This window comes from Serratia sp. OS31 (assembly GCF_014164835.1).
Taxonomy (GTDB): domain Bacteria; phylum Pseudomonadota; class Gammaproteobacteria; order Enterobacterales; family Enterobacteriaceae; genus Serratia; species Serratia liquefaciens_A.
Map to the genome: position 1 here is coordinate 186,638 of NZ_JACJFQ010000004.1, position 26,740 is coordinate 213,377.

General features: G+C 56.6%; 21 protein-coding genes. 11 read left to right on the top strand and 10 right to left on the bottom strand.

The window, feature by feature from the left end:
* Positions 1–107: 107 nt before the first annotated feature.
* The 4 genes from H5P17_RS05880 to H5P17_RS05895 all read left to right on the top strand — a co-directional run bounded on the left by H5P17_RS05880 (position 108) and on the right by H5P17_RS05895 (position 5,036).
* Positions 108–1,373, top strand: a complete 1,266-nt coding sequence (locus H5P17_RS05880; protein WP_182821817.1) for a GntP family permease — start codon at positions 108–110, stop codon at positions 1,371–1,373.
* Positions 1,374–1,382: 9 nt separating this feature from the next.
* The gene (locus tag H5P17_RS05885) at positions 1,383–2,531 is read left to right on the top strand and encodes a glycerate kinase (RefSeq protein ID WP_182821819.1); all 1,149 of its coding nucleotides are present in this window, start codon (positions 1,383–1,385) and stop codon (positions 2,529–2,531) included.
* Positions 2,532–2,677: 146 nt separating this feature from the next.
* Positions 2,678–3,640: a ferrochelatase gene (gene hemH / locus H5P17_RS05890; protein WP_182821821.1), complete on the top strand. Its 963-nt coding sequence runs from the start codon at positions 2,678–2,680 to the stop codon at positions 3,638–3,640.
* 91 nt (positions 3,641–3,731) lie between these two features.
* Positions 3,732–5,036, top strand: coding sequence for an inosine/guanosine kinase (locus tag H5P17_RS05895; RefSeq protein WP_182821823.1), 1,305 nt, complete (start codon positions 3,732–3,734; stop codon positions 5,034–5,036).
* Positions 5,037–5,233: 197 nt separating this feature from the next.
* On the opposite strand, the gene ybaL is transcribed toward H5P17_RS05895, so the two are convergent.
* Together ybaL and H5P17_RS05905 are read right to left on the bottom strand one after the other, a co-directional pair.
* Positions 5,234–6,925, bottom strand: coding sequence for a YbaL family putative K(+) efflux transporter (gene ybaL / locus H5P17_RS05900; RefSeq protein ID WP_044548741.1), 1,692 nt, complete (start codon positions 6,923–6,925; stop codon positions 5,234–5,236).
* 244 nt (positions 6,926–7,169) lie between these two features.
* Positions 7,170–8,390, bottom strand: a complete 1,221-nt coding sequence (locus tag H5P17_RS05905; RefSeq protein WP_044548742.1) for an MFS transporter — start codon at positions 8,388–8,390, stop codon at positions 7,170–7,172.
* A 179-nt stretch (positions 8,391–8,569) separates the two neighbouring features.
* Here H5P17_RS05905 and ushA point away from each other — a divergent pair, with 179 nt between their 5' ends.
* Together ushA and H5P17_RS05915 are read left to right on the top strand one after the other, a co-directional pair.
* The gene (gene ushA, locus H5P17_RS05910; protein ID WP_182821825.1) at positions 8,570–10,222 is read left to right on the top strand and encodes a bifunctional UDP-sugar hydrolase/5'-nucleotidase UshA; all 1,653 of its coding nucleotides are present in this window, start codon (positions 8,570–8,572) and stop codon (positions 10,220–10,222) included.
* A gap of 235 nt (positions 10,223–10,457) precedes the next feature.
* On the top strand, positions 10,458–11,198 hold the full coding sequence (locus H5P17_RS05915) for an isoprenylcysteine carboxylmethyltransferase family protein (protein ID WP_182821827.1): 741 nt from the start codon (positions 10,458–10,460) through the stop codon (positions 11,196–11,198).
* 49 nt (positions 11,199–11,247) lie between these two features.
* Here the strand turns inward: H5P17_RS05915 and ybaK are convergent, their stop codons facing one another.
* The 3 genes from ybaK to copA all read right to left on the bottom strand — a co-directional run bounded on the left by ybaK (position 11,248) and on the right by copA (position 15,636).
* On the bottom strand, positions 11,248–11,727 hold the full coding sequence (gene ybaK, locus H5P17_RS05920) for a Cys-tRNA(Pro)/Cys-tRNA(Cys) deacylase YbaK (RefSeq protein WP_037417850.1): 480 nt from the start codon (positions 11,725–11,727) through the stop codon (positions 11,248–11,250).
* Positions 11,728–11,952: 225 nt separating this feature from the next.
* Positions 11,953–12,756, bottom strand: coding sequence for a TraB/GumN family protein (locus tag H5P17_RS05925; protein ID WP_182821829.1), 804 nt, complete (start codon positions 12,754–12,756; stop codon positions 11,953–11,955).
* A gap of 159 nt (positions 12,757–12,915) precedes the next feature.
* Entirely contained in the window at positions 12,916–15,636 is a 2,721-nt protein-coding gene (copA, locus tag H5P17_RS05930; protein ID WP_182821831.1) for a copper-exporting P-type ATPase CopA, read from the bottom strand.
* Positions 15,637–15,743: 107 nt separating this feature from the next.
* Between copA and cueR the strand changes: the two genes are divergently transcribed.
* Positions 15,744–16,151: a Cu(I)-responsive transcriptional regulator gene (gene cueR / locus H5P17_RS05935; RefSeq protein WP_182821832.1), complete on the top strand. Its 408-nt coding sequence runs from the start codon at positions 15,744–15,746 to the stop codon at positions 16,149–16,151.
* 140 nt (positions 16,152–16,291) lie between these two features.
* Entirely contained in the window at positions 16,292–18,061 is a 1,770-nt protein-coding gene (locus tag H5P17_RS05940; RefSeq protein WP_182821834.1) for a hypothetical protein, read from the top strand.
* Between the two features lie 33 nt (positions 18,062–18,094).
* On the opposite strand, the gene H5P17_RS05945 is transcribed toward H5P17_RS05940, so the two are convergent.
* Positions 18,095–18,565, bottom strand: coding sequence for an NfeD family protein (locus H5P17_RS05945; RefSeq protein ID WP_182821836.1), 471 nt, complete (start codon positions 18,563–18,565; stop codon positions 18,095–18,097).
* Between the two features lie 2 nt (positions 18,566–18,567).
* Positions 18,568–19,473, bottom strand: a complete 906-nt coding sequence (locus H5P17_RS05950) for an SPFH domain-containing protein (RefSeq protein ID WP_044548758.1) — start codon at positions 19,471–19,473, stop codon at positions 18,568–18,570.
* A 242-nt stretch (positions 19,474–19,715) separates the two neighbouring features.
* On the opposite strand from H5P17_RS05950, the gene cfa reads away from it, so the two are divergent.
* Complete coding sequence (gene cfa, locus H5P17_RS05955) at positions 19,716–20,867, top strand: cyclopropane fatty acyl phospholipid synthase (protein ID WP_182821838.1); 1,152 nt, start codon at positions 19,716–19,718, stop codon at positions 20,865–20,867.
* A 37-nt stretch (positions 20,868–20,904) separates the two neighbouring features.
* Here the strand turns inward: cfa and H5P17_RS05960 are convergent, their stop codons facing one another.
* The 3 genes from H5P17_RS05960 to tesA form a co-directional block, all read right to left on the bottom strand.
* A complete protein-coding gene (locus H5P17_RS05960; RefSeq protein ID WP_041414284.1) occupies positions 20,905–21,759 on the bottom strand; it encodes a co-chaperone YbbN in 855 nt (284 codons plus the stop codon).
* A 78-nt stretch (positions 21,760–21,837) separates the two neighbouring features.
* The gene (locus H5P17_RS05965; RefSeq protein WP_044548761.1) at positions 21,838–22,614 is read right to left on the bottom strand and encodes an SDR family oxidoreductase; all 777 of its coding nucleotides are present in this window, start codon (positions 22,612–22,614) and stop codon (positions 21,838–21,840) included.
* Positions 22,615–22,639: 25 nt separating this feature from the next.
* Positions 22,640–23,278 (bottom strand): multifunctional acyl-CoA thioesterase I/protease I/lysophospholipase L1, encoded by a 639-nt coding sequence (gene tesA, locus H5P17_RS05970; protein WP_044548763.1) that lies wholly within the window; start codon positions 23,276–23,278, stop codon positions 22,640–22,642.
* On the opposite strand from tesA, the gene ybbA reads away from it, so the two are divergent.
* Both ybbA and ybbP read left to right on the top strand, forming a co-directional pair.
* Complete coding sequence (gene ybbA, locus H5P17_RS05975) at positions 23,249–23,935, top strand: putative ABC transporter ATP-binding protein YbbA (protein ID WP_004949414.1); 687 nt, start codon at positions 23,249–23,251, stop codon at positions 23,933–23,935. The two genes, tesA and ybbA, sit on opposite strands and share 30 nt — an antisense overlap.
* Positions 23,932–26,364, top strand: coding sequence for a putative ABC transporter permease subunit YbbP (gene ybbP / locus H5P17_RS05980; RefSeq protein WP_044548766.1), 2,433 nt, complete (start codon positions 23,932–23,934; stop codon positions 26,362–26,364). The genes ybbA and ybbP overlap by 4 nt, the downstream gene beginning before the upstream one ends.
* The last annotated feature ends 376 nt before the right edge of the window (positions 26,365–26,740 follow it).

Here is a 26,740-nt window from a genome sequence, read left to right on the forward strand (position 1 = left end):
CCACAACTTTCCGGCGTACGGACGCAGAGGTTTTTGTGGCTTTCTCTCACGCCAATGCCTGGCGCTCAGGATATGTTCTCCCCACACCAACAACGGGGAAAATAATAATGACAACGGTATCCACGCTGGGGGCGCTGGTGGCATTGATCGTCGCTATCGTCCTGATTTTACGCAAGGTCCCACCGGCCTATGGCATGATTGCCGGCGCGCTGGCGGGCGGATTATGCGGCGGCGCCGATCTGGTGCAGACCGTAACGCTGATGATCACCGGTGCGCAGGGCATTACCAATGCCGTGATGCGCATTTTGGCGGCGGGGGTGCTGGCCGGGGTGTTGATCGAGTCCGGCGCGGCGCACACCATCGCAGAAACCATCGTCCGCAAAGTCGGGGAAACCCGTGCGCTGTTAGCGCTGGCGGTAGCTACACTGATCCTGACGGCAGTGGGCGTATTTATCGACGTTGCGGTGATCACCGTGGCGCCGATTGCCCTTTCCATCGCTCAGAAGGCCGGGATCTCGCGTGCGGCGATACTGCTGGCGATGATCGGCGGCGGCAAGGCCGGTAACGTGATGTCACCAAACCCCAACACCATTGCCGCAGCCGACAACTTCCACGTGCCGCTGACCTCGGTGATGATGGCCGGTATCGTGCCAGGGTTGTGCGGATTGATGGTGGCCTATCTGCTGGCCCGCCGTTTGAGTGATAAGGGCGATAAGGTGATGGCGGAAGAGCTGACGCAGCAAGCCGAAGGCATTCGTCCGGGCTTTGCGGCGGCGATCAGCGCACCCTTGGTTGCCATTGTTCTGCTGTCGCTGCGGCCGATCGCCGGCATCGCTATCGATCCGCTGATAGCGCTGCCGCTGGGCGGTCTGGTGGGCGCATTGCTGATGGGCCGCATCCGCCAGTGCAACCAGTTTATGGTTTCCGGGCTGTCCCGTATGGCGCCGGTGGCGATTATGCTGCTTGGCACCGGTACGCTGGCAGGCATTATCGCCAACTCTTCGCTGAAGGACGTGCTCATCAGCGGGTTGACCAGCACCGGCATGCCGGCCTGGCTGCTGGCTCCGCTTTCTGGGGCATTAATGTCGATGGCCACCGCTTCGACAACCGCAGGTACCGCCGTGGCATCCGGGGTCTTCAGCAGCACTCTGCTGGAGCTGGGCGTCAGCGGGCTGGCAGGGGCGGCGATGATCCATGCCGGGGCGACGGTGCTGGATCACCTGCCGCACGGCAGCTTCTTCCATGCCACCGGCGGCAGCGTCAATATGGCCGTGCATCAGCGGTTGAAGCTACTGCCTTATGAAACACTGGTCGGCTTTACCATCGCGGCCGTCTCGGCGTTGATGTTTGGCGTATTTAATCTGGCGGGATAAGGAAGAGTAATGAAAACGCTGAAAAAAGTGGTGATTGCGCCGGATTCGTTTAAAGAAAGCCTGAGTGCGCTGGAGGTGGCCGAAGCCATCGAACGCGGCTTCCGCCAGATCTTCCCGCAGGTACAGTATGTGAAGCTGCCCATGGCGGACGGCGGCGAAGGTACGGTGGATTCGATGGTGGCGGCCACCGGTGGGGAAATCGTCAGGGCAGAGGTCACCGGTCCGCTGGGCCAACCGGTACAGGCCTTCTACGGTTTGCTGGGAGAGGGCGAAACCGCCGTTATCGAGATGGCGGCGGCTTCCGGGTTGCATCTGGCGCCCAAGGCGCAGCGAGATCCGTGCATGACCACCAGTTATGGCACCGGTGAGCTGATCCTGGCTGCTCTGGAACGCGGCGTTAAGGCGATTATTCTTGGCATTGGCGGCAGCGCTACCAATGACGGCGGTGCCGGTATGCTGCAGGCGCTGGGGGTGAAACTGCTGGACGACCAGCGGCAATGCCTGCAGCCGGGTGGAGCGGCGCTGGCACAGTTGGCCTATATCGATCTTTCCGGGATGGATCCGCGTTTGCAGCAGGTGAACATAACGGCGGCCTGCGACGTCGATAACCCCTTGTGCGGCGCTAACGGAGCCTCGGCGGTGTTTGGTCCGCAGAAGGGGGCTACGCCGGAGACCGTCGCGCAGCTCGATGCAGCACTGCGCCATTACGGCACGTTGCTGGAACAGGCTACCGGCCGTGAGGTCATCAACGTACCGGGTGCCGGAGCGGCGGGCGGGATGGGGGCAGCGTTGCTTGGCATGCTAAACGCCCGGTTGCGCCCCGGCATTGAGATCGTGATCGAAACCCTTCAATTGGAAGAGGCGTTGCGTGATGCCGACCTGGTGATCACCGGCGAAGGTCGACTGGACAGTCAGTCCATCCACGGCAAAACGCCGATTGGCGTGGCGCGAGTGGCCAAGCGCTATGGTTTGCCGGTGATCGGCATTGCCGGCAGCCTGTCGAAAGATTATCAGGTGGTGCACCAGCACGGCATTGACGCGGCATTTTCGGTGCTCGATCGGGTCGTTTCGCTTGAGGAAGCACTGGCAGAAGCGGCCGATAACCTGGAGGTGACGGCGCGCAATGTGGCGGCGGTGTGGCGGTTGGCGCAGAGCTAATATCATTCCCCTTTATCATGGGCAACGCCTGTTGCTGATATCGGTTCCGACGAGGCGCTTTTCCGTTACAATAGGCGCCATTAATCGACGTTAACCCCCTGACCCAGAACAGGGGGTTAGCTTGCAAGGAATCAAGGGGAACTGAGATGAAGCAAGAGAAACACGGGGTATTGCTGGTGAACCTGGGCACGCCGGATGCTCCGACCTCGTCGGCGGTAAAACGCTATCTGAAGGAATTCCTCAGTGACGACCGCGTAGTGGACACCGCCCCGCTGATCTGGTGGCCGATCCTCAATGGCGTGATCCTGCCAATCCGTTCGCCGCGGGTTGCCAAGCTGTATCAGTCGGTATGGATGGATGAAGGTTCTCCACTGCTGGTCTACAGCCGCCGTCAGCAACGCGCATTGGCTGCCCGCATGCCGAACACGCCGGTCGAATTGGGCATGAGCTACGGCTCTCCAAGCCTGGCTGAGGCGATAGACAAGCTGCTGGCGCAGGGGGTGACCAATCTGGTGGTGCTGCCGTTGTACCCGCAATATTCTTGTTCAACCAGTGCTGCCGTGTGGGATGGCGTGGCCCGGATATTGAAAGGCTATCGCCGCCTGCCGTCGATCAGCTTTATCCGCGACTATGCCGAACACCCGGCCTACATCGCCGCATTGCGCCAAAGCGTCGAGCGTTCGTTTGCCGAGCATGGTCAACCGGACCGGCTGGTGCTGTCATTCCACGGCATTCCCAAGCGCTATGCGCGCCTCGGCGACGATTATCCGCAGCGCTGCGAAGACACGTTACGTGCCTTGACCGAAACCTTACCGCTGGCGCCGGATCGGGTCATGATGACCTACCAGTCGCGTTTTGGTCGTGAGCCCTGGCTGACGCCGTATACCGACGAAACCCTCAAAGGCCTGCCTGCACAAGGCGTTAAACATATTCAGCTTATCTGTCCCGGTTTCTCGGCAGACTGCCTGGAAACGCTGGAAGAAATCAAAGAGCAAAACCGTGAGATCTTCCTCGAGGCCGGCGGCGAAAAGTTTGAGTACATTTCGGCGCTGAACGACGAGCCGGCGCACATTGACATGATGCAGCAACTGGTGGCGCAGCACCTCTGATCCTCAGAGCGCAAAATAGTGACAGTCATCATCAATCGGGCAGGAATGTGCTAACATTCTCTGCCTGTTAACTGCCACTGCCGCCAATTAAATGAAATTTCCTGGTAAACGTAAGTCCAAACACTATTTTCCGGTGAACGCCCGCGATCCGCTCTTGCAGCAGGCTCAGCCAGAAAATGAAATCAGCACCTCCTATGTCGTCGGCATCGACCAGACGCTGGTGGATATCGAAGCCAAAGTGGACGATGCCTTCGTCCAGCGTTACGGCCTGAGCCTGGGGCACTCCCTGGTGATTGAGGATGACGTCGCCGAGGCGCTGTATCAGGAATTGATCGACAATAATCTGATCACCCATCAGTTTGCCGGCGGCACCATCGGCAATACCCTGCACAACTATTCCGTGCTGGCGGACGACCGTTCCGTTCTGCTCGGCGTGATGTGCAGCAATATCAAGATTGGCAGCTACGCCTATCGTTATCTGTGCAACACCTCCAGCCGTACCGATCTTAACCACCTGCAGGCGGTTGACGGTGCTATTGGCCGCTGCTTTACGCTGATCGGCGAAAGCGGTGAACGGACCTTTGCCATCAGCCCCGGTCAAATGAACCAACTGCGGCCGGAAAGCGTGAAGGAAGAGGTGATTGCCGGCGCGTCGGCGCTGGTACTGACGTCATATTTGGTGCGCTGCAAGGAAGGGGAGCCGATGCCGGCTGCCACCATGCAGGCCATCGAGTTTGCCAAAAAGCACGACGTGCCGGTGGTACTGACGCTGGGCACCAAGTACGTGATCGCCGATAACCCGCAATGGTGGCGCGACTTCCTGAAACAACACGTGTCGATCCTGGCGATGAACGAAGATGAAGCGCTGGAATTGACCGGGTTGAGCGATCCTTTGACTGCCTCTGACATGGCGCTTGAATGGGTGGATCTGGTGCTGTGCACCGCCGGGCCAAACGGCCTTTATATGGCGGGTTATACCGAAGAGTCGAATAAGCGGGAAACTCAGCATCCGCTGCTGCCGGGGCATATTGCCGAATTCAACCGTTATGAGTTCAGCCGCGCTATGCGCCGTGAAAGCTGTGAAAATCCGTTCCGCATCTATTCGCACATCGCGCCTTACATGGGCGGGCCGGAGAAAATCATGAACACCAACGGTGCCGGCGATGGCGCACTGTCGGCGTTGCTGCATGATATCGCCGCCAACGGTTATCACCGCAATAACGTGCCTAACTCCAGCAAGCACGTTCGCAGCTATCTGACCTATTCCTCGCTGGCGCAGGTGTGTAAATACGCCAACCGCGTCAGCTATCAGGTGCTGAACCAGCATTCTCCGCGCCTGACGCGCGGCTTGCCCGAGCGGGAAGACAGTCTCGAAGAGTCTTACTGGGAACGGTAAAAAGCGAAAGGTCCGGCAAGCCGGACCTCAGATTGCTGACAAAGTCCTTTGCAGTTAAAAGTTCCGATCTGGGAACTAATAAAAACAAAGGATAATGTTTTCTGATTTACCCCAAACATCCGAAAACCACGTTTTTCGGGTGTTTGCCATCAGACTAAGGTCCGGCAAGCCGGACCTTTTTTACATCGAATGGCCGATCAAATCGGGCAGCCACCCATTTTCTCTTCGTCGGTCAGCGTATCCAGTTTGAGGATATTCAGCATGCTGTTGGCGATTTCTCGCTCGCCCATCACCACCTGATTCGCACCGCGATCGGAGATATACGACACTTCGTCATCGTAGTGCGCCCGGGCGATAATCTCGATGTTCGGCCGTTTGGTGCGTGCCGAGGCCACGATTTCACCGGCCTCATAACCGTTGGGGATGGTCAGCAACAGCCAGCGTGCACAGTCGAGCCGCGCCAGATCCATGACTTCAGGATTGGCGGCGTTGCCCAGCACCGTTTTGATGCCTTGCTCGCGCAGAGCCTCAACCCGTGGGCGGGAGTTCTCGATCACCACCAGCGGAATACCGGCTTCGGCCAACTTTGCCCCCAGCAGGCTGCCGACGCGGCCATAGCCGACCACCAGCGCGTGGTTGCACATATCGACCGGGATCTGTTTCTCTTCTTCCACCGCTTCTTCCATTATCTGGTCTTCGATGGTTTCGGTTTTGGCCAGATAACGCTCAAGCAGCGTGAACAGCAACGGATTCAACATAATCGACAAGATAGCCCCGGCCAGCACCAGATTGCGGCCGTGCTCCGACATCATGCCCAGCGTGATGCCAAGGCCGGCCAGAATGAAGGCGAACTCGCCGATCTGCGCCAGGCTGGCGGAAATGGTCAGTGCGGTGCGTTTGGAGTGGCCAAACATTTTCACCAGCAGGAACGCCGCCGCCGATTTGCCGAACACGATAATCGCCAGCGTTGCCAGCACCGCCAGCGGCTCGTTGATCAGGATCATCGGATCAAACAGCATGCCGACCGAAACAAAGAACAGCACGGCGAAGGCATCGCGCAGCGGTAAGGTATCGTGGGCCGCCCGGTGGCTCAACTCCGATTCGTTCAGTACCATACCGGCGAAGAAGGCTCCCAGCGCAAAGGAAACGTCGAACAGCTTTACCGCGCCATAGGCGATGCCGAGCGCCAGGGCCAGCACGGCCAGGGTAAACAGCTCGCGCGAGCCGGTACTGGCGGTTTTCGCCAGGATCCACGGCACCAGCCGGCGGCCTACCACAATCATCAGCGCGATAAAGGCGATGACTTTACCGATGGTCATTGCCAGTTCTATCAGCAACTGACTGCTGCTGGCGTTGTCATTGCCCATCATGTTGCCGAACGCGGGCAGCAGCACCAGCGTCAGCACCATCGCCAGGTCTTCCACGATCAGCCAGCCGATGGCGATTTGCCCGCGCTGGCTATCGATCAGCTGGCGTTCCTCCAGCGCACGTAGCAGTACCACGGTACTGGCGGTCGACAGACAGAGCCCGAACACCAGCCCGGAAATCAAATCCCAGCCGAGCAGCTTTGACAGCCCCATACCCAGCAGGGTGGCGACGGCAATCTGGGCCACGGCGCCGGGAATGGCGATGTGTTTTACTGCGAGGAGGTCTTTAAGCGAGAAATGGAGGCCAACACCGAACATCAACAGGATCACGCCGATTTCCGCCAGTTCCGGTGCCAGCGAGGTGTCGGCAACAAAACCGGGGGTAAAAGGGCCGGCGAGCACGCCTGCGGCAAGGTACCCCACCAGCGGTGAGATGCGCAGGCGATTCGCCAGCATACCGAGGAGGAAGGCAAGTACTAACCCTCCGACAATGGTGGTGATTAGCGGTGTTGAATTATGCATCCAGACTCCTTCTAGCTATGCATGGCAGCAGAGGGGAAACGCAACAAAGTTACGAAAAGATACATTTAGTTTATTGCATTTGTTCGTGCCTTGCTTAGCTAAATTGAGCTTTTTTGCGAAAAAGCAGAGGATTCCGCTTTGGGGGGGGCAGTAAGGGGATTTAACACTAAATAAGTCAAATAACATTGGTTTGTTCGGGAGATAACCCGACTGAGCATATTGGTTCAGCCGGGTTACATCAGGGTTATTGCGAGTTATGGTCCATATTAGGCAGTAATGCGGTGATAATGCCGATCAGTGGCAAGAAAGCACAGATTTGGTAGACCAATTCGATACTGGTCAAATCTGCGACATAACCAAGAACAGCTGCGCCTAATCCCCCCATACCAAAAGCAAAACCGAAGAATAAACCGGAAACCATGCCCACTTTTCCCGGTATCAGCTCCTGCGCGTAAACCAGAATGGCCGAAAAGGCCGAAGCGAGAATTACCCCTATAATGACGGTTAAAATGCCGGTCCAGTAGAGAGAAGCGTAGGGTAAAACTAGCGTGAAAGGAGCTGCGCCCAGTATTGAGCCCCAAATAACATATTTACGGCCTATCTTATCGCCCAATGGCCCGCCGATAATGGTTCCGGCCGCTACGGCAAACAGGAAGGCAAACAGGTGAAGTTGTGCGTTCTGCACCGAAACGCCGAACTTATGTATCAAATAGAAGGTGTAATAGCTGCTAATGCTCGCCAGGTAGAAGTATTTGGAGAAAATCAGTATCAACAGGATGCCGAGAGCATAGGTTACGGTACGTTTTGGCAGCGGTTTCACCCTTGAGGCGGCTTTTGGCTGACCTTTTGTTGCCCGGTGCTGTTGCTGGTACCACTTGCTGACTTGCAGTAACACCACGATAGCCAGCAGCGCGGCCAGTGAGAACCAGGCCACGTTACCTTTGCCATAAGGCGCAATAATCAGTGCCGCCAACAGGGGGCCGAGGGAGCTGCCAAAGTTACCGCCGACCTGGAACAGCGACTGCGCCAGGCCATGTCGCCCGCCGGAGGCCATACGTGCGACACGGGAGGATTCCGGGTGGAATACCGAGGAACCGGTGCCGACCAGCGCCGCCGCCAGCAACACCAGCGGGAAAGTATTGGCTACCGACAACAGCAACAACCCGCACAGGGTAAAGCCCATGCCAATCGGCAGCGAATAGGGCTGCGGGTGCTTATCCGTGTAGTGCCCGATTAGCGGCTGCAATAAGGACGCCGTGAGCTGATAGGTCAGAGTAATCATGCCGATCTGCACGAAGCTGAGGCTGAAGTCAGCCTGCAGGATCGGGTAAATCGCCAGGATCAGCGATTGAATCATGTCGTTAAGCAGGTGAGAGACGCTGATGGCCCCGAGAATCGAGAATGCAGTCCCTTTAACCGCGCTGCCCTTGGCCGGTGGCATGGCAGTATCGCTACGGTCGGTCATTTTATTATTAGCCTGGTAAGTTTTAGAGGACAGAGCAGATATCTTAGCAACTTGCTCAATATTTGCCATATCCGACATAATTTGACGCACATCGCAAAAATTTGAAATCAAAGGCCTTTGTTTCGCGCTACAATTTCGGCCATCTCAAAAAAACGTTAATGATCATATGGAGCTCCGCCATGCGCTTTTCGTTAAAAACCACCGCATGCGCTCTGGCCGTATCCCTGACTTTTCTGTCGGGAGCCGCCAACGCCTGGGAAAAGGATAAGACCTACGATATCACCATTCTGCACACCAACGATCATCACGGTCATTTCTGGCAGAACGATCATGGCGAATATGGTTTGGGCGCACAGAAAACGCTGGTGGACAGCATCCGTCAAGAAGTTGCGGCGCAGGGCGGTAGCCTGTTGCTGCTGTCGGGCGGCGACATTAATACCGGCGTGCCGGAATCCGATCTGCAAGATGCCGAGCCGGATTTCCGCGGCATGAATCTGGTGGGTTACGACGCAATGGCGATCGGCAACCATGAATTCGACAACCCGCTCAGCGTGCTGCGCCAGCAGGAAAAATGGGCCACTTTCCCGCTGCTGTCGGCCAACATTTATCAAAAAAGCACCCAGCAGCGTCTGTTCAAGCCCTATGCCTTGTTTGACAAGCAGGGGATCAAGATTGCGGTCATCGGCCTGACGACGGATGACACGGCCAAGATTGGCAACCCGGAATATTTTACCGATATCGAGTTCCGCGTCCCGGCACAAGAAGCCAAACAGGTGGTGGAGCAATTGCGTAAGGACGAAAAGCCGGACGTGATCATCGCCGCAACGCACATGGGTCATTACGATGACGGCAATCACGGCTCCAACGTGCCGGGTGATGTAGAGATGGCGCGCAGCCTGCCTGCCGGCTACCTGGACATGATCGTCGGTGGCCATTCGCAGGATCCGGTCTGTATGGCCGGCGAAAACCACAAACAGGTGGATTATGTGCCGGGCACGCCGTGCTCGCCGGATCGTCAGAACGGAACCTGGATCGTGCAGGCGCACGAGTGGGGCAAGTACGTGGGGCGTGCCGATTTCCAGTTCCGTAATGGCGAACTCAAGCTGGTGCATTATCAACTGATCCCGGTCAACCTGAAGAAGAAGGTGGAAAAAGCCGACGGTACCAGCGAGCGCGTGTATTACACCCAGCAGATCGCGGAAGACGCTTCAATGATGAAGCTGCTGACACCGTTCCAGGAAAAGGGCAAGGCGCAGTTGGACGTCAAGATTGGCAGCGTGAACGGCAAGCTGGAAGGCGATCGCAGCAAGGTGCGCTTCGTACAGACCAACCTGTCGCGCGTCTTGTTGGCAGCGCAGATGGAACGTGCCGAGGCGGACTTCGCGGTGATGAGCGGCGGCGGGGTACGTGACTCGATTGAGGGCGGCGATATCACCTACAAAAACGTGCTGAAAGTACAGCCGTTCGGCAACACGCTGGTCTACGTCGAGATGAAAGGCAGCGACGTGGAAAAATACCTGGCGGTAGTGGCCAATATGAAGGTGGATTCCGGTGCCTATGCGCAATTTGCCAACGTTAGCCTGACGGCGGACGGTAAGGGCGTCAGCAACGTCAAAATCAAGGGTGAACCGTTGCAGGCGGATAAAATCTACCGTATGGCGACCTTGAACTTCAATGCGCTGGGCGGCGACGGCTATCCGAAGCTGGACACCCTGCCAAGCTACGTCAACACCGGTTTTATCGATGCTGAAGTGCTGAAGCAATATATCGAGAAGCATTCTCCGTTGGATGCCGCGGCCTATGAGCCGAAGGGCGAGATTGTTTATCAGTAATCTTCCGGCGGCTTTTACCGGTTAAAAGCCGCCGTTTATCTTCCCCCGCAGTGCCACGCCTCTGAATAAAAGCACTCTAATATTATTAATTTCAATATTGTTTTCCTTGTCTTGCATAGTTGTATTTCTATTTTCTTTGTCTATACCTTTAGGGTTAATGATTTTATTTTTCTTAAATCATAATTTTCCAGGGGGGAAATCTCAGCGAAATTATCGTGATTAAAAAGGAAAATAAATGCACAGGACAATGATACTTTTATATGGCGTATTCGGCTATTTAGGCGGATTGGTCGGTTTTATTTTGCTTATTTTGTTGCTTAACGGCTGGGGACTACGAAATATGGTCGCCATCGTAGGGGAGGGCAGTATGTGGCCCTGGCTGGTGAATGCCGGTTTACTCCTGTTGTTTGGCCTGACGCATTCGGTGATGGCCCATGAAAGGTTCAAGGTTCGTTTGGCGTTGTCCCCGGCGCTGGAAAGAAGTACCTATGTATTGATTGCCGGTTTGTTGTTGGCATTGCTGGCGCTCATGTGGCAGCCACTGCCGGGTGCCTTGTGGCGGTTGCCGCCGGCAAGTGTCGCCGCATGGGGACTTAACGGCATCAGCGTGCTGGGCTGGTTAGTGGTCTTTGCTTCAACCTGTATGATCAGCCACACCGACTTATTTGGCTTGCGACAATCCTGGTTGCAGTGGAGAGAGCGGCAATATACCGACTTGCCTTTTCAGGTCAGAGGATTTTACCGACTGACGAGGCATCCCATGATGACGGGAATGTTATTGGCCTTTTGGTTCACTCCCGAGATGACCACTGGGCGCCTGTTATTTAATTCAGGAATGACATTATATATTTTGGTGGGCGTATATTTTGAAGAGCGCGGCCTGGTTAAAGCACTGGGGCAGGATTATCAGCAGTATTGCCGACAGGTTCCAATGTTGTTGCCACGAATGAGGGGGCGTAATAAGCCGGTGGAGTAATGAGATCTCGCGGCCGATGCTGGGGCGCCGGCCGCGTATTGATGGCTTTTCAGTCGCGCTTGGCGATATCGGCAAAGCTGCCGGCCAGCAACCGGCAAAGATCTTGTGCCGCCAGTTCGATGTCCAGCCCGCGTTTACCGCCGGAGACGTAAATGGTGGCAAACTGCTGCGCCGGGCTGTCGATCACCGTTGGCAGCCGCTTTTTTTGCCCCAGCGGGCTGATGCCGCCAACCAGATAACCGGTGACGCGCTGTGCCAGCATCGGATCGGCCATCTCTGCTTTTTTGGCTCCGAGCGCGCGGGCGACCTTTTTCAGATCCAGCTGAGTGGCTACCGGCGTGACCGCTACCGCCAGATGTTTGGCGTCGCCGTTCAATGCTACCAGCAGCGTTTTATAAACGCGGTCGGCATCCAGCCCCAGTTTTTTCACCGCCTCATCGCCGAAGTTGGTCTCCGCGCTGTCGTGATGATAAGGGTGAAGGGTAAAGGCGACTTTTTGTTTCTCGAGCAGGATCACTGCGGGCGTCATGTGTTTTCCTCTTTCCCGTTCAGCGGGAGGTTGCAAACGGATGCAACAAAATTACAAAAATATAACGGTAACAGCAACCTGGGTGGCAGGCGCGTAAAGCGGGTTGCCAAGATGTTCACTGGGTTGCTACCCTGTCTGTTGTAACCGTTAACACGGTTGCTATGCGTATAACTAAAATACAAGAAATTCCTCTTTGACTGGCCAGTAGCGATATTGGCCACTTTTTTACTGCGCCTGCAGCATCGTCGGCAAATTGTCCTCGCCGTACAGATGCAGTGCGCCGACCGCCACCACGTAGTTACCTGGCGGTAAGGCCTCCAGCTTTTGTTGCCAGTCGCGGTTGCGCTGATGCATCAGCACATCGTACAGATCGGCGCTGAAAGTGGCGGGCAGGGTTTCGAGCATACCGCTGGGTTTTGCGTCCAGCCACCAGCTCACCATGGTTTGCAGCAAGCGTGCGTTGGTGTGCCAGTGCTCCAGCGTATCGCGCAGCAACGCCATGCCGCCCTCCGGTAACTGCTCCAGCAGGCTCATCTGCTGTTGTGCCCCTTCCAGTTCAATCACTTTTTTATGCTGGACCCTCGCCGCCTGCAACAGCTGGTAATCGACGCCGTATTCGGCGCGTAATCCCAATCGCTGCGCCTGGCGGGCCTGCATCATCAACGCCACCTGCCAGCCGGGCAGGGTTGAAAAACTGTCGGCGTCGGCACCCAGTTCCTGGCACAGCGTCAGCAATTGCTGAAATTCCGACTCGGAGAGCCGCTGTTCAAGTTCCGGTTGCTGTTCGATGTGGTCAAAGGGCGAGGCGGAACCGGTAATGTCGGCTTCGACAATCAGGGCATCCGCCTGCTTCAGGCGTGCCGCCAGTTTGGCCGGCAGCGGCGACATATCTACCGTGCCCATATGGATGCTGCCCACCAGATGGAACTGACGATCGCCGGGCAGCCGAATATCCAGCGCCGGGTAGGCGTAAGTCATCGGGGATATCAGGCCGAGAAAGGCGGCGATGCGGCGTAACAGTTGACCCATACAGCGTGGCTCCTGAATAACGTGTTCACTTTTGGGGTGACAGGTGAGGGGGCGAAACCCTTCCCCATGCTAAACGCTATCCGCCGGACAAGAAAGCCTGAAGAGTGAAGGAATTATCCCAAAGAAAACGGGGCGCAATGATTTGCGCCCCTTGGGTATTTAGCGTTTGGGTTTAAAACGCAGCAGTCTGTTGGCGTTACTGACCACGGTAATGGAGGACAGGGCCATTGCGGCGCCAGCCACCACCGGGCTGAGCAGGGTGCCGGTCAACGGATACAGCACCCCGGCGGCAATAGGAATGCCGAGCGTGTTGTAAACAAAGGCTCCGAGCAGGTTCTGCTTCATATTACGCAACGTGGCTTTAGACAGCTCAAGCGCATCGGCGACGCCGTTCAGACTGTGGCGCATCAGGGTGATGGCGGCAGTCTCAATCGCGATGTCGCTGCCGCCTCCCATGGCGATGCCGACATCGGCCTGCGCCAGCGCCGGTGCGTCGTTGATGCCATCGCCAACCATGGCTACGCGGTGACCTTGCGCCTGCAACTGCTTAATCGCCTCGGCTTTGCCCTCCGGCAGCATGCCGGCAATTACCCGGTCTATACCGGCTTCTTTGGCAATGGCGTTGGCGGTCACCGGGTTATCGCCGGTTAACATCACCAACTGATAGCCCTGACGGTGCAAGCGCTGTAGCGCTTCAACGCTGTCGCCGCGCAGCGGATCGCGGATGGCGAACAGTGCGGCCGGTTTACCTTCGACGGCCAGCAGCACCGGCGTAATGCCGCGCTCTGCCTGTTGCTGCATCTGTGTGTCCAGCTCGGCGGTGGCTACCTGATGCTGTTGCAGCAGTGCAGCATTGCCCAGCAGCAACTTCATGCCGTCCACTTCGCCGCTGACGCCTGCACCGCGCAGGGTACGGAACTGCTCAACCTGCGGCAGCGCTTGTCTACCGGCGTGATCAACGATGGCACGGGCCAGCGGGTGGCTGGCACCCTGTTCCAATGCGGCAGCCCAGCGCAGCGCCTGCTGCTCGCTCACCTGGTTAAACGTGAGGATTTCCACCACCCGCGGCTGACCTTCGGTCAGGGTGCCGGTTTTATCAAACACCAGGGTGTCGAGTTGGCTTGCCTGCTGCAAGGCATCGGCATCACGGACCAGCACGCCAAACTCGGCAGCGCGACCCACTCCGGAGATGATCGACATCGGCGTCGCCAAACCCAGTGCGCAAGGGCAGGCGATGATCAAAACCGTGGTGGCGATCACCAGCGTATAAACCAGCTGCGGCTGCGGGCCGAAGAAATACCAGATTGCGGCGCTGAACAGGGCGATGGCCACCACCGTTGGGACGAATACCGCAGAAATGCGATCCGCCAGCTTGCCGATCTCCGGTTTGCTGCTCTGCGCCTGACGCACCAGTTTGATGATGCGCGCCAGCGTAGTTTTGCTGCCGATAGCGCCTGCGCGGAACAGTACGCTGCCGTCATCCACCACCGTACCGGCATGCACGGTATCGCCAACGCCTTTTTGTTGCGGTACCGCCTCGCCGGTCAGCATCGCTTCATCGAGCCAGACTTCACCCTGGACTATCTCGCCGTCTACCGGGATGCGATCGCCGGTCGTCAGCCGCAGCGTCATGCCGAGCTGCACCTGCGCCAGCGGGATGCTTTTCTCGCCGTCGTCGGTGACCAGGCGCGCGGTCGGCGGAGTCAGATCCAACAGCCGCTCCAGCGCCTGTGATGAGCGTTGGCGAGCGCGTTGCTCCAACGCATGGCCCAGGTTTATCAGACCGATAATCATTGCGCTGGCTTCGTAGTACAGATGCCGCGCCGCCATGGGGAAGAAATCCGGCCATAGGTTGACGCTGATTGAGTACAGCCAGGCGGCACCGGTGCCCAGTGCGACCAGGGTGTCCATGGTGGCGCTGCCATTCATCAGCGCGCGCCAGGCGTTACGATAGAAATGCCCGCCGGCGAACACCATCACCGCCAGCGTGAGCAGGCCGACCAGCAGCCACGGACGCTGAGTTTCCGGCGTCAGTGACATGCTGCCACCCAACAGCCCCCAGGCCATCAGCGGGATGCCCAGCGCCAGGCCAAGCGCGGCCTGCCAGCGGAAACGCTTCATGTTGGCCTGGGCAGTTTGCTGTTGGCGCTCGCGACGTTCGGTTTCGTCCTGGATCATTTCCGCGCCGTAACCGGCTTTCTCGACCGCCGCGACCAGCGCTTGTGGATCGGCGCTGCCGGTGATCAGTGCGCTGCGCTCCGCCAGATTAACGCGCGCCTGATCTACACCGGATACGCTTTGTAGCGCATTTTGCACTTTACTGACGCAGCTGGCGCAGCTCATTCCAGTGAGCAAAAGCTGCACGCTGTCATCATCATCGCCATGAGAGGTTGCCGGAAGGGGAGACGAAGCCGTTGCCTGGGTTTCCGGCAATACAGGGACTGATTCAGTCAACGGCTCAGTTTTTGGGGAGGTAGCGGCTCCGGCAAGGCTGGCGTGATAACCCGCGTCTTCAACTGCGGCAATCAACGCCTCGGGAGCGGCGTCGCCGTAAACCTTGGCGCTGTCGATACTGACGTCGGCGGCAATGACTCCCGGCACCGCTTCCAGCGCTTTGCGGGTGCTGGCGGCGCAATGCATGCAGCTCAGGCCGTTCAACTGCAGCTCGGTATCTGCCTGCTGCGCCACGGCGGCCTGGTAGCCGGCAGCGATAACGCTGTCGATCAGCGCCTGGCTTGGCGCCTCGCCAGTGACCTTGGCGTAGTGGACATTGACTTCTGCCTGTTCGACATCGTTGCGGCTTTCCAGGGCTTTTTTCACCCGCTGCGCGCAGTTCATGCAGGTTAGCCCCTGCAATGCCAGCACTGTGGTCTGTGACATGATTCGATTCCTCGCTCAAGTGCGGTGTTTAAAGGTTGACCGCTTAGCCTATTTTCACTAAGAATGGAGTCTAAACCTTCCAGCAAGGGGAAGGTCAAGGGGGATAAATGAATATCAGCGACGTGGCGAAAAAAACCGGTTTAACCAGCAAGGCAATCCGCTTCTATGAAGAGAAAGGCCTGGTGACCGCGCCGATCCGCACCGATAACGGCTACCGCAGCTACAGCCCGAAGCACATTGAGGAACTGACGTTGCTGCGTCAGGCGCGGCAGGTGGGGTTTAACCTGGACGAATGCGGTGAACTGGTGGCGTTGTTCAACGATCCGGCCCGTCACAGCGCCGATGTGAAAGCCCGCACGCTGCAAAAAGTGGCGGACATTGAAAAGCACATCGCCGAGTTGGGTGAGATGCGTCAGCGTTTACTGGCGCTGGCGGAGCAGTGCCCGGGTGATGACGGGGCAGAGTGCCCAATCATCAATAACCTGGCAGGGTGTTGCCACACAGAGAAGCGGTGAAAGAGATAACGGTTATTAGCTAGATCACAGAACTTATGTTCGTTGATTAACCATACAACTCACTTCCATTTATCCCCTACCAAATGCCTCTTATTGTTGCTATGTCCATAAGGACTTCGCTTACTAAGAGGTTTTTCGTTATGAATACTTGTCCTGATATCGCAACATTACGAACTATTATCCCTGCCGCTGCTAATGAATTCATCGAGGTTGTTTCTTATTATTCAGGTTGGCACGGAGATGATCAATTGCAGTCTGGCGGTGGAGTTTTCATTTCTTCTAATGATCCTGATCTTACTGATGATGCAGGGATTTATATAAAACCCAATTCACAGTGGACATGGGTTCGTGCGTTAAATAGTCAGTCTTTGGTGTCGCCAAATATGTTTGGTGCCCGTGGTAATGGTAGTGCAGATGATACTAACGCACTAACGGCTGCTTTTTTGACAACATATAATACGGTTTGCCAGCAGGGGGCGACTTATATGACGTCTGACACCGTACGGATTAAAAATGGTAACTCTGGTAAGAAAGTTATTAATCTGAATGGTGCAACTATTAAGGCTAAGCCAGGTCATCTGAAACCATTTTTTGCTAATCAAACCTCTACCTCTGAAGCTTATGACTATTTGCATGGTGTGGAAATGTTTGGTGGCACGTTATATGGCTGGGTAAAGCGTGAAAGTGTTTATCACCAGGTGTCTTCACATAACGGTTTTGTCGCGGGGGACAAAAGTTATTTTTATCATATGACAGTGCGGGGGTTTTGTGACGGCATGGTATTAATGGGTGACTCCGTCGCTTTCGACGTGAGTGTTGATGAGTGTAGGGATAATTTAATTGTCGTCAAGAACAATGATAATGTGGTCAGTAATATAACGGGTGGTTATTGCCTTGGCGATGGGGTTTTAGTTAAGGGCAGTAAAAATATTGTTGCTAAAGTCACTATTGCTGGCGCGGGAATACCAGCCAGTACTTTTGAGCCTGGTTATGTGTCTGGTTCTATTGTTGCTTTAGGGCAGGACAGTCAATTCGATGGAATGACTTCCAACTGTTATGTCATTGATGTTAAATGTGGAACATGGGGCGGAGGTGGTGTCATTGTCGATGGGGAAAATAATTTTTGCGACAATATTGTGGGTGGCGACTGTTACTATCTTGAACAGACGAATGCTTCTGCCATTCTGAATGGAGCGCCGGCAGTGTATGTCGGTGGCAGCAAACACCGAATCAATAATGTTACTGTTGGGCACTGTATTAGAGGAGTTGAAATACATGATGGTTCAGACGGTAATCTCATTGACAATATTTCTATAGCATCGTGCCGGGTACATCCAGGGTTAAGTGCGTCTGGTACTCAGTTGGATAGTCGCATTGGTAAATTAACGTTCGGTCGTCTGATTGGTAATAAGGCTTTAGATCTTAACATGAATGGTCTGGTTATAGATCAGATTACGGTTAACGAATATGCAAGTGCTTTCGGAAGTGGTGGGAGTCTTTGCAGCATTAAGAAACCAGCAACAATCGGTAGCTTGGTATTTAACAGCAAGTCGGCAAATAACATGCTGCCGGTAGTGTTGATGGAGGCGAATGCCAACATTGATAATCTGATTGTGAACAACAACAAGTCTGTTTGTTTGCAAACTACGGCAAGCGTCACCCAATTGCCACAGAATTTGACAATTCAACAAACGGCAGATGCCATTGACTCAGCGGTTAAAATATTCGGAGACGGAGCTTCATTCGTTAAAACCTGGCAGATTAAAGGTAACCCGACAGTCCTGCCAAGTATTAGAGGGGCAGATACACAATTAACAATTGAACACTATCCTTCCGACAGTCTGCCATGGAAAGTGACCTATCCTGCAACCTCAAAAGTCATAGTTTTAAATTCGGCATTGATCGTATAGATAAAAAAGCCGGGACTCTCCCGGCTTAATGAACTAATGGGATTGTTGAGGTAGCGCGCGGATCACCAGCGTTATGCCTTCGACGGCGATCACTTCCACCTCGGTACCCACCGCCAGATCTTCACTGGCCTGCGCACGCCAACTGCTGTCGCCGATGTTAATGCGCCCCATGCCGTTGTGCATGGGTTCCGTCAGCGTGGCGCGGGTGCCAATCAGTTGGCGGTTGCGCTGGTTCAGCACCTGCGAACCGCTGGAGGCCGCCGCCGGACGTTGGCGCAGCCAATACCACCACAGGTAAGCCACCACCACGGTCAGTACGGCGAAAATCACCCCCTGCCATTCCCAGGCCATCTGCGGCAACAGCCAGACGATCGCGCCGACCACCACCGCGGATACGCCGCTCCATAACAGGTAACCGCTGGCGCCGAGCATTTCGGCCGCCAGCAGCAGCCCGCCAAGGGAGAGCCAGAACCAGTGCGGGTTTGCTGCAATTTGCTCGAGCATGATTACTTGCCTTTGGTGTCTTTCAACAGCTCGGCAATGCCACCAATTGAACCGAGCAGGCTGCTGGCATCCAGCGGCATCATGATGACTTTACTGTTGTTGGCCGAGCCGATCTTCTGCAGCGCATCGGTGTATTTCTGCGCCACAAAGTAGTTCACCGCCTGGATATTGCCGCTGGCGATAGCATCGGAAACCAGTTGAGTAGCACGGGCTTCGGCTTCCGCGGCACGTTCACGCGCTTCCGCCTGCAGGAACGCCGACTGGCGTTCACCTTCCGCCTTGAGGATTTGCGACTGCTTGTCCCCTTCGGCGCGGAGAATGGCGGCCTGGCGCACCCCTTCGGCTTCCAGAATGTCGGCGCGCTTGGTTCGCTCGGCCTTCATTTGGGCGTTCATTGACGCAACCAGTTCAGCCGGTGGGCGGACATCGCGGATCTCGATACGGGTGATTTTAATGCCCCAGGGGTTGGTGGCTTCGTCGACAATGTGCAGCAGGCGGCTGTTGATGCTGTCACGCTGCGAGAGGATTTCGTCCAGCTCCATCGAGCCGAGTACGGTACGGAAGTTGGTCATGGTCAAATTGACGATGGCCAGCTCCAGGTTACTGACCTCATAGGCGGCACGGGCCGGATCCACCACCTGGATAAAACAGACGGCATCGATGGCCACATTGGCGTTATCGCGCGAGATGATTTCCTGAGAAGGAATATCCAGAACCTGTTCCATCATATTGATTTTTCTGCCGATGCGGTCCATAAAGGGCACTACCAGGTTTAAACCGGGCATCAGCGTTTTGGTGTAGCGGCCGAAGCGTTCCACCGTCCATTGGAACCCCTGCGGAACAATTTTGACGCCGGCAAATACGATGATCAGCGCGACGACAATCACGATGGGAATAAGGGTAAACATGGCAAACCTCCTGTCAGACATATGTAAACGAATATTACGCTAGCGGCGCAGTAAAAACGACTAAATCAGGACTGCTGGCCCCTTAACATTCCAAATTGGCATGTTTCCAATAATTTTAATTCATTTCATGACGTTGTCCGCCTTGGCTAGAGTAAAAAGCATCGCCGTTTTTCACTTCAAATATTTGTCATTTATATTTGCGACTATGCTTTTTGAAATGACATCTTGCGCCAAGGATTGTTATGGACTCAATCAGTGTTGATGAACTTGCCCCGAAAAAAGATCGTTGGTATCGCATTGTGGAGGAATTGTTGTCCTCTGCCGATGTGGCCATCAACGGCAACCGCGCCTGCGATATCAAGGTACATAATCCGGCGTTGTTTAAACGCATTTTGCAGGAAGGATCGCTAGGGTTCGGCGAAAGCTACATGGATGGCTGGTGGGACTGCGAGCGACTGGACGTGCTATTTACCCGTATTCTGCAGGCGGGCGTCGATGAGCGCTTGCCTAAAAACCTGAGCGACATTGCGCGTATCGCCTATGCCCGGCTGTTTAATCGTCAGTCACGTAAACGCGCCTGGCAGGTGGGCAAGGAGCATTACGACATTGGCAACGATCTGTTCCGTGCGATGCTCGACCCCTATATGCAATATTCCTGCGGCTATTGGAAAGACGCTGACTCGCTGGAACAGGCGCAGCAGGCCAAGCTGAAAATGATCTGCGAGAAGCTGCAGCTGAAACCCGGCATGTCGCTGTTGGACATCGGCTGCGGCTGGGGCGGATTGGCTCAATATGCGGCAGAAAACTACGGCGTATCTGTGTATGGCGTGACGATTTCCGCCGAGCAGCAAAAGCTGGCGCAGGAACGCTGTCAGGGATTGAACGTAGAGATACAACTGCAGGATTATCGCGATCTTGACCGTCAGTTTGACCGCATTGTCTCCGTCGGCATGTTCGAACACGTGGGGCCCAAGAACTATGACACTTATTTCCGCGTTGCGGCGCGCAACCTCAAGCCCGATGGCCTGTTCCTGCTGCATACTATTGGCGCAAACCAAACCAATTTGCACGTCGACGCCTGGATAGACAAATACATCTTCCCCAACGGCTGTCTGCCATCGGTACGGCATATTTCCGAGGCCAGCGAAGGGCGTTTTGTGATGGAGGACTGGCATAATATTGGCGCCGATTACGACCGCACGCTGATGGCCTGGTATGAAAATTTCAAACGGGCTTGGCCGCTACTGGCCGAAGAGTATTCCGAGCGGTTCGAGCGGATGTTCACCTATTACCTGAATGCCTGCGCCGGCGCGTTCCGTGCACGGGATATTCAGCTATGGCAAGTGTTGTTCAGTCCGAAGGGCGTTGAAGGCGGAGTGCGGGTGTACCGCTAAGAAGTGAAGGGGGCGCAGCAGGCTGCGCCCTCAAATATCAGTACAGCAGCGAATAGAGCTGACGGCGGTATTTGGCGGCCAGCGCGTCGCCGGTGCCCAGCGCGGCCAGAATATCCATCAGCGTTTTGCGTGCGTTGCCGTTGGCGGCGGCGAGATCTTTCTTCAGATGCCCCATCAGCAGCTCCAGCGCTTCTTCATTGCGCCCCACCTGATGCAGTTGCAGCGCCAGTTGCACGGCTAAATCGACGTTCTCCGGCTGCTGTTCCACCTGCTGTTGCAACTGTTGAATTTCCGGCGTGTCGGCGGCCTGTTTCAACAGCTCAATCTGCGCCACCAGCCCCTGATAGCGGGTATCCCGATCCTGCAGTGGGATGGTTGCCAGCACGGTTTCGGCATCTTCAGTGCGGTTCAGCGCAATCTGGGTTTCTGCCAGTGTCAGGCCAATATCGCTGCGTTGCTGACTGGCTTGCCAGGCGTCTTTCAACAGCGGTAGCGCCTCGGTGGCATTGCCTTCGGCCAGCAATTCAGTCGCCTGCGCCAGCTTCAAATCTTCTTCTTTCGGCAGGAAACGCTGCAGGAATTCGCGGATCATCTCTTCCGGCTGCGGGCCCTGGAATCCGTCGACCGGCTGGCCGTCTTTGAACAGGTACACCGTCGGCAGAGAACGCAGGCCAAACTGGGCCGCGATGGCCTGTTCGGCGTCGCAATCCACTTTTGCCAGCACGAACTGACCGGCATATTCCGCCGCCAGCTTGTCCAGTATCGGGGTGAGCTGCAGACAGTGTTGGCTGCGATCCGACCAGAAGTAGAACACCACCGGCAGGGACATTGACTGTTCCAGCGTCTGGTGCAGGTTAGTTTCGTTAATATCAACAACAGCTTGAGCTAGCATGTATTTTCTCTCTGATCTTGCGGAGCCATTGGCTTTTAAATGGGGGCGGAGTGGCATTCTTCAACCCCGCCGGCCCAATTAACCGTTGCTGCGCAGCAGCCAGTCCAGGCAGCGGCCGGGCAGGATGCGACGCAATACGCTGAGCGCGTGCGCCAGCAGGGTCACTGGATAACGCAGTTTAGCCCTTGGGCTTTCCAGCGCGTGGCGCAATTTGGGCAAAATGGCTTCCGGCGGCAGCGTCAGACGCTTGGCAATGCCGGGGTTGTGCACCGGTTTATCGCTCTGCGCCTGATTGACGTTCTGGGTAAAGTGGGTGGAGATCGGGCCGGGCTCAATCAGGCTGACCTGAATGCCGGTACCGTGCAGCTCCATGCGCAGAGCATCGGACCAGGCTTCCAGCGCAAACTTGCTGGCGGCATAGGCACCGCGTCCGGCGCTGGAAACCAGCCCCATCACCGAACTGGTCTGAATAATGCGCCCCTCGCCGTGCGGCAGCATCGCCGGCAACAGCAGCTGGGTTAACTGATGGGTGCCAAACAGGTTGGTGGCAAACTGGCGTTCCAATTGCTGGCGCGAAATACTGCTCAATGGCCCATAAACGCCAAAGCCGCCGTTGTTGAACAGGCCGTACAGCCGGCCGCCGGTCAGTTCGATCACCTGCGCGGCGGCACGTTCGACGCTGGCGCTGTCGTCCAGATCCAGCTCAATGCCTTCCAGCCCAAGCTGGCGCATGTTTTCCACGTCCTGCGGTTTGCGGCAGGCGGCCAGCACGCGGTAGCCACGGTTGCGCAGATCCTGTGCCGCAATCAATCCAATCCCGCTGGAACAGCCGGTTATCAACACTGCTTTTTGCATAACTTTACCTAGTGTACAACGCTATTTAGTTAGACTCATGTTTTACTAGAGGTTCCAGACGTTCCGCCATCCAGGTGGCGATAAACGGTTGGGCATCCTTATTGGGATGCAATCCGTCATCCTGCATCCATTCCGCTTTTACCACCACCTGTTCCATGTAGAACGGCAGCAGCGGAATGTTGAACTGCTTGGCCAACTGAGGGTAAACCGCGCTGAAGGCCTCGGTATAACGGCGGCCATAGTTGGGTGGGATGCGGATCTGCATCAGCAGCGGCTGTGCGCCGGCCTGCTGTACCAAGGTGATGATTTGGCCGAGATCGCGCTGCAGGTCCTGTGCCGGGAAGCCGCGCAGACCATCGTTGGCGCCCAATTCAATCAGCACCCAGCGCGGCTGGTGCTGTTTTAGCAATTCGGGCAGGCGGGCCAGCCCCTGTGCTGCGGTGTCGCCGCTGATACTGGCGTTGACCAGTTGCGGATCGCCCGGCTTTTTCTGCCATTGATCGGCCAACAGCGTCGGCCAGGCCTGCGCCACCGGCAAGCGGTAACCGGCGCTTAAACTGTCGCCTAAAATCAACAGGGTATCGGCGGCGACAGCGCGTAAACTGAATAATCCCAACAGCAAAAGGAAGGGAAGATGCCAGCGGAAAACGTTCTTGAAGTTCATCATCTTAGTAAACACGTTGGTCAGGGTGAGCATCAGCTCTCCATCCTTACCGGAGTCGAGCTGGTTGTCAAACCCGCGCAGACAATTGCCCTGATTGGTGAGTCAGGTTCAGGCAAGTCAACGCTGCTGGGGATCCTCGCCGGGTTGGATGACGGCAGCGAAGGGGACGTGCATTTGTTGGGCGAATCGCTGACCGCGCTGGACGAAGAGGGCCGTGCCGCGCTGCGCGCCAAGAATGTCGGCTTTGTGTTTCAATCATTTATGCTGGTGCCGACGCTCAATGCATTGGAAAACGTGCAGTTGCCGGCGCTGCTGCGTGGTGAAAGCGATCGCCAAAGTCGTGAGCAGGCAGTGCAACTGTTGGAGCAGCTTGGGCTGGGTAAACGCCTTGACCACTTGCCGGCGCAGCTCTCCGGCGGCGAACAGCAACGGGTGGCGCTGGCGCGGGCGTTTAGCGGGCGGCCACGGGTGCTGTTCGCCGATGAGCCGACCGGCAATCTCGATCGCCAGACCGGCGAGCGCATCGCCGATCTGCTGTTTTCGCTCAACCGCGATTTTTCCACCACCTTAATTCTGGTCACCCATGACGAAACCCTGGCGGCGCGCTGCCAGCGGCGGCTGCGCCTGCGCGAAGGCAAGCTGTGGGAGGAAGCATGATCTGGCGCTGGTTCTGGCGCGAGTGGCGCTCGCCGTCGCTGCTGATCGTCTGGCTGGCGCTGACGCTGTCGATGGCCTGCGTATTGGCATTGGGCAGCATCAGCGATCGTATGGATAAAGGCCTGAGCCAGCAGAGCCGCGATTTTATCGCCGGCGATCGGGTGCTGCGTAGCGCCCGGCCGGTGCCGGAAGGCTGGCTGCTGGATGCGCAGCAGCAGGGGCTGAAGGTCAGTCGGCAGCTGTCGTTCACCACAATGACCTACGCCGGAGACCGGCCGCAGTTGGCGGACGTGAAGGCCACCGATCTGGCCTATCCGCTTTACGGCAAGTTGGAGACCCGTCCAGCCAATGCCAAGCTGACGCCGGGCAGCGTATTGGTCGCACCGCGTTTGCTGGCGCTGTTGAACGTAAAGGTGGGGGACACGTTGGACGTTGGCGATACCCAACTGCGTATTGCCGGTGAAATCATCCAGGAGCCGGATTCCGGCTTTAACCCGTTCCAGACCGCGCCGCGTATCATGATCAATCTGGCGGACGTGGACAAAACCGGGGCTGTGCAACCGGGCAGTCGCCTGACCTACCGTTATATGTTTGCCGGGGCCGAGCAGGATATTCAGCGTTATGAAGATCGCCTGACGCCGCAGCTCGGGCCGGATCAGCGCTGGTTCGGGTTGCAGGAGTCCGGCAGCGCGTTAGGCAAGTCGCTGCAGCGTTCGCAGCAGTTCTTGCTGTTGTCCGCATTGCTGACTTTACTGCTGTCGATTGCCGCGGTGGCGGTGGCTATGAGCCACTATTGCCGCAGTCGTTACGATCTGATAGCGGTGCTGAAAACGCTGGGTGCCGGTGGTAGTGCGCTGCGTAAGCTGATTGTCGGCCAGTGGTTGGCGGTGATCCTGCTGGCTGCGGTATGCGGGGGGATTATCGGGCTGGGATTTGAAGCGGTGTTGATCCGGCTGCTGGCTCCGGTATTGCCGGGGGAACTGCCTGCCGCCGGGACCTGGCCGTGGCTGTGGGCGATCGGCGCGTTGCTGATGATTTCGCTGCTGGTGGGGCTGCGGCCATACCGGCAGCTGTTGGCGACTCAGCCGCTGCGGGTGCTGCGCCGCGATGTGGTGGCTAACGTCTGGCCACTGCGCTACTTCCTGCCGGTGACGGCGGTGATTGTGGTGGCGTTGCTGACCGCGCTGATGGGCGCCAGCACGCTGCTGTGGTCGATCCTGGCCGGTATTCTGGTGCTGGCCTTGCTGTTGGGGGCCATAGGTTGGGGCAGCCTGCTGCTGCTGCGCCGTATTACGCTGAAAAACCTGGCGCTGCGTCTGGCGGTCAACCGTCTGTTGCATCAGCCTTGGGTAACGGTAAGCCAACTGGCGGCCTTTTCGCTGTCGTTTATGCTGTTGGCGTTATTGCTGGTGTTGCGTGGCGATCTGCTCGAACGCTGGCAGCAACAACTGCCGCCGGACAGCCCGAACTACTTCCTGTTGAACCTGACCGAAGCGCAGGTGCCGCAGGTGAAGACCTTCCTGCAACAGCATCAAATTGCACCTGAGACCTACTATCCGATTGTCCGTGTTCGCCTGACCGAGATTAACCAGCAGGTGGCGACCGAACGGGTGCATGAGGACGATCCGGGCGGTGAAGCGGTGAATCGCGAATTGAACCTGACCTGGCTGGCGGATTTGCCGGCGCACAACCCTTTGCTGGCGGGCAGTTGGCCGCCCAAGACCGGCGAAGTGTCGATGGATCAGGGCATTGCCGGGCGGCTCAAGATCAAGCTGGGCGATACGCTGACCTTCAGTGGCGATACCCAGTCGTTCAGTGCCAAAGTAACCAGCCTGCGGCAGGTGGATTGGGAAAGTCTGAAGCCGAACTTTTACTTTATCTTCCCGCCGGGTGCGCTGGACGGTCAGCCGCAAACCTGGCTCACCAGTTTCCGCTATGACGGGGACGGCCAGATGTTAACCCAGCTTAATCGCCAGTTCCCGACGCTCAGCCTGCTGGATATCGGCTCGATCCTCAAACAGGTGGGCGGCGTGCTGCAGCAGGTCAGCCGCGCACTGGAAGTGATGGTGGTGCTGGTGGTGCTGTGCGGCGGCCTGTTGCTGATGGCTCAGGTGCAGGTGGGGATGCGTCAGCGACGTCAGGAGTTGGTGGTGTATCGCACGCTGGGCGCAGGCAAGCGCCTGTTACGCAGTACGCTGTGGTGTGAGTTTGCCCTACTGGGGCTGGTGGCGGGCATCGCCGCTGCGGTGGGCGCAGAGGCGGCGCTGTGGCTGCTGCAAAGCCAGGTGTTTGACTTCCCGTGGGCACCGACACCGGTGCTGTGGTGGGCACTGCCGTTGCTCAGCGCGCTGTTGCTGTCGCTGTGTGGCGGTTGGCTGGGCGTGCGTTTGCTGCGCGGTCAGGCGCTGTTCCGCAGCTACGACGGCTAGTTCCTTAAGGCTATCGACCGGCTCCATTATCAGGGGCCGGTCGACGTTACTCTCCGCACGAATCCGTTTCTCGTTACAACCTCTGCTTTCAATTCCTGCCTCGAACGGTCGGCTATTCACTTTGCTGATGCCTGCATGAAATCGGTTACACTTCATCTTCAGATTGCTCAATTTACCAGGAGCGATTAAGGTAAATTGATATTACCGTCACCGGCATACAAGGGTGTTGATGCCTATATTTATCCTTTTAAATCAGTTAAAAGAGTTTGTTTTGAGGTTGTATTTCTGTTTTTAACTAAACAAACAATAAATGTAATCGTTTCCACTAATGTGATCGCACTCACTTCTCTCTGGCGAATTGCCTCCTATCATACGG

Bases quoted from the DNA above. Each gene is read 5' to 3' on its own strand.
- H5P17_RS05880 (WP_182821817.1), top strand. From the start codon at position 108: ATGACAACGGTATCCACGCTGGGGGCGCTGGTGGCATTGATCGTCGCT.
- H5P17_RS05885 (WP_182821819.1), top strand. From the start codon at position 1,383: ATGAAAACGCTGAAAAAAGTGGTGATTGCGCCGGATTCGTTTAAAGAA.
- hemH (WP_182821821.1), top strand. From the start codon at position 2,678: ATGAAGCAAGAGAAACACGGGGTATTGCTGGTGAACCTGGGCACGCCG.
- H5P17_RS05895 (WP_182821823.1), top strand. From the start codon at position 3,732: ATGAAATTTCCTGGTAAACGTAAGTCCAAACACTATTTTCCGGTGAAC.
- ybaL (WP_044548741.1), bottom strand. From the start codon at position 6,925: ATGCATAATTCAACACCGCTAATCACCACCATTGTCGGAGGGTTAGTA.
- H5P17_RS05905 (WP_044548742.1), bottom strand. From the start codon at position 8,390: ATGACCGACCGTAGCGATACTGCCATGCCACCGGCCAAGGGCAGCGCG.
- ushA (WP_182821825.1), top strand. From the start codon at position 8,570: ATGCGCTTTTCGTTAAAAACCACCGCATGCGCTCTGGCCGTATCCCTG.
- H5P17_RS05915 (WP_182821827.1), top strand. From the start codon at position 10,458: ATGCACAGGACAATGATACTTTTATATGGCGTATTCGGCTATTTAGGC.
- ybaK (WP_037417850.1), bottom strand. From the start codon at position 11,727: ATGACGCCCGCAGTGATCCTGCTCGAGAAACAAAAAGTCGCCTTTACC.
- H5P17_RS05925 (WP_182821829.1), bottom strand. From the start codon at position 12,756: ATGGGTCAACTGTTACGCCGCATCGCCGCCTTTCTCGGCCTGATATCC.
- copA (WP_182821831.1), bottom strand. From the start codon at position 15,636: ATGTCACAGACCACAGTGCTGGCATTGCAGGGGCTAACCTGCATGAAC.
- cueR (WP_182821832.1), top strand. From the start codon at position 15,744: ATGAATATCAGCGACGTGGCGAAAAAAACCGGTTTAACCAGCAAGGCA.
- H5P17_RS05940 (WP_182821834.1), top strand. From the start codon at position 16,292: ATGAATACTTGTCCTGATATCGCAACATTACGAACTATTATCCCTGCC.
- H5P17_RS05945 (WP_182821836.1), bottom strand. From the start codon at position 18,565: ATGCTCGAGCAAATTGCAGCAAACCCGCACTGGTTCTGGCTCTCCCTT.
- H5P17_RS05950 (WP_044548758.1), bottom strand. From the start codon at position 19,473: ATGTTTACCCTTATTCCCATCGTGATTGTCGTCGCGCTGATCATCGTA.
- cfa (WP_182821838.1), top strand. From the start codon at position 19,716: ATGGACTCAATCAGTGTTGATGAACTTGCCCCGAAAAAAGATCGTTGG.
- H5P17_RS05960 (WP_041414284.1), bottom strand. From the start codon at position 21,759: ATGCTAGCTCAAGCTGTTGTTGATATTAACGAAACTAACCTGCACCAG.
- H5P17_RS05965 (WP_044548761.1), bottom strand. From the start codon at position 22,614: ATGCAAAAAGCAGTGTTGATAACCGGCTGTTCCAGCGGGATTGGATTG.
- ybbA (WP_004949414.1), top strand. From the start codon at position 23,249: ATGCCAGCGGAAAACGTTCTTGAAGTTCATCATCTTAGTAAACACGTT.
- tesA (WP_044548763.1), bottom strand. From the start codon at position 23,278: ATGAACTTCAAGAACGTTTTCCGCTGGCATCTTCCCTTCCTTTTGCTG.
- ybbP (WP_044548766.1), top strand. From the start codon at position 23,932: ATGATCTGGCGCTGGTTCTGGCGCGAGTGGCGCTCGCCGTCGCTGCTG.